A 2,540-nucleotide genomic window follows, 5' to 3' on the forward strand; every position below is an offset into this window, starting at 1 on the left:
CCAGGAATCGCTCGACTGGATGACCGGCTGCTGGCGCACGGATGACCGCAGCTATAAGGAAGTCTGGACAAAGGAAGAGCATGGCTATCTGTTCGGCTACGCCCTGAACCTTGACGGCCAGGTCGCCACCTATTTCGAACAGACGCGCATCGATGCCGGCCGCCCGGCGGTGTTCAACGCCTATCCCGGCGGCTTCGGCCCCTCTCAGTTCACGGAGGAAAGCCGCGCTCGGAACGTCATCACCTTCGTCAACCCGTCACATGATTTCCCGCAGCGCATCACCTATCAGCGCGACGGCCGCCGGTTGACCGCCACCATCGCCCGCATGAACGGCGACCGCGCCCAGACCTACAACCTCCGCCGCTGCTGAAGGCTGGGCCACACTCCCCTCTCCCGCGGGAGAGGGGCTGGGGGTGAGGGGGCGCTACGCCAGCCAATGTTAATGACAGCCGTTATCTCGCAGCCCCTCATCCCCAACCCCTTCTCCCAAAGGAGAAGGGGCTTGAAGGGTCGCCCGACCTCACTCCTCCTTCGGCGGCAGCACAGGCTCGCCGCCAAACCGCGCCGCCCAGGCCGGCGTCAACAGGCCTTCAAGCTCGGCGGCCGGAATCGTGATCTCATAGCTGCCCTCGGCATAAGGGCCGACATCATAGGGTGAGAACAGCACCGTGATGCCGCCGAACCTGCCTTCCTCCGTGGACGGATTGAGGATGTAACTATTGGCCCATTCGGACCCCGCCACGGCGTCATCGCCGAGATATTCCTCGACCTGTTCCTCGACATAGCCGCGCGCCGATTCCTCATAGCCGCGGTCGATCTTGGCCTCGACCAGGCCCGCCTTCAGCCGCGCGCCAAACAGCGCCGGATCGGCCACGATCGCCGTGATCGGCACCGGCCCGCCGCCTTCGACGCCGTACAGCGCGCCGCCGAGGAAGTAATTCGGATGCGCCCCGCCGGAATTGAGGTAGATGTCCTGCTGCACACTGATGAATCCGTCTGCCTGCGAGATGGCATGGTGGCGCACTTCCATCTCATACGGCCGGAAGGTATAGCCCGTCTCGCCCTCTTCGACGGCCGCGGCCCATTCGGCCTGATCGCGGCTGGCCGACGCGTTCATCTCTTCCAGCGCCTCCTGCGCCCGCGCCATCAGCTGGCCGGCCAGCTGCGGATCAAACGCCGCAATCTGCGGGTCCACCACGGCGCGGCCTTCGAAGCTCTCATTGGTGATTTCCATCGCCGGGCTGCCAAGATTGGCCGGCAGCGAAGCCGTCTCCGCCGCCCGCGTCTCGGACAGTTGCGGCGGGCCGACCTCCTCGCCCTGCATGCAGGCGGCCAGCACGAACGCGGCCGCAGAAAGGGTGAGGAGAGAGCGGGTCATGGGCAAAAATTCCTTACAGACTCAGGAGTTCCGGGTCGCCGCCCTGGGCGGTGATGTTGACACTTACCACCCGTTCCGTGGCGAAACGATGGAGATAATGCGGCCCGCCCGCCTTCGGTCCGGTGCCGGAAAGCCCCTCCCCGCCAAACGGCTGCACGCCGACCACCGCGCCGGTCATCGAGCGGTTCACATAGGTATTGCCCGCCGGCATCGCCGCGCGGACGGCGGCATGGAAGCGCTCCAGCCGCGAATGCACGCCCAGCGTCAGACCGTAGCCTTTGGCCTTCAGGGCGGCGCCGACTTCGGCCACATCATCCGGATCATAGCGCACGATATGAAGGATCGGCCCGAACGTCTCCTCACTGATCTGGTCGAGCGAGGCGAGTTCCACCAGCGCCGGGCCGAAGCCATGCCCGCCCTCGCCGAGCGGTCCGGAGCCGAGTTGGTGCAGCACTCGCGCCTCGGTTTTCATCCGGTCCAGATGCAGCTCCAGCGTCCTGCGAGACTCGGCATCAATCACCGGGCCGACATCGGTGTCGGCGAGCGCCGGATCGCCGATCTTCAATTCGTTCATCGCCCCGATCAGCCCTTCGATCAGCCCGTCGGCGGTGTCATGCGGCAGGAACGCAATCCGCAGCGCCGAGCAGCGCTGGCCCGCCGAACCAAAGGCCGAGACGATGATGTCGTCGATCACCTGTTCGCGCAGAGCCGTGGTGTCCACGAACAATCCGTTCAGCCCGCCGGTCTCGGCGATCAGCGGAATGATCGGCCCTTCCCGGCAGGCGATGGTGCGGTTGATCAACCGTGCGGTCGCCGTGCCGCCAGTGAAGCAGACGCCGGAGACGCGCAGATCCGGCGTCAGCGCCCCGCCGACTGTCTCGCCCCGTCCGGGCAGCAGATGCAGCGCATCGCCCGGAAGGCCGGCCGCGTGAAACAGGCGCACCGCCTCGAAGGCGATCAGCGGTGTCTGTTCGGCTGGCTTGGCGACGACCGTATTGCCCGCTGCCAGCGCGGCCACGATCTGGCCGGTGAAGATGGCGAGCGGGAAGTTCCACGGGCTGATACACGCGAACACACCTCGTCCGTGCAAGGAGATATGGTTGGTCTCCCCGGTCGGTCCCGGCAGGCGCACAGGCGCGGAAAATTCCGCCTCTGCCTGCGC

3 protein-coding genes are annotated in these 2,540 nt (G+C 66.1%); 1 reads left to right on the top strand and 2 read right to left on the bottom strand.

Features of this window, described 5'->3' with window-relative positions; genetic code table 11:
* Positions 1-370: DUF6265 family protein (locus ACK4SV_RS16725; protein ID WP_409918980.1), on the top strand; the 370-nt coding region annotated here is incomplete at its 5' end.
* Between the two features lie 150 nt (positions 371-520).
* Here ACK4SV_RS16725 and ACK4SV_RS16730 read toward each other — a convergent pair.
* Positions 521-1,378 carry a PdaC/SigV domain-containing protein gene (locus tag ACK4SV_RS16730; protein WP_409918981.1) on the bottom strand — a complete coding sequence of 286 codons (858 nt, stop codon included), beginning with the start codon at positions 1,376-1,378 and terminating at the stop codon, positions 521-523.
* Between the two features lie 13 nt (positions 1,379-1,391).
* On the bottom strand, positions 1,392-2,540 hold a 1,149-nt coding region (locus tag ACK4SV_RS16735), incomplete at its 5' end, for an aldehyde dehydrogenase family protein (RefSeq protein ID WP_409918982.1).

The organism is Hyphomonas sp. (assembly GCF_046313735.1).
GTDB lineage: Bacteria > Pseudomonadota > Alphaproteobacteria > Caulobacterales > Hyphomonadaceae > Hyphomonas.

Excerpts from the sequence above, each read along its gene's own strand:
- ACK4SV_RS16730 (WP_409918981.1), bottom strand. The coding sequence starts at position 1,378 with ATGACCCGCTCTCTCCTCACCCTTTCTGCGGCCGCGTTCGTGCTGGCC.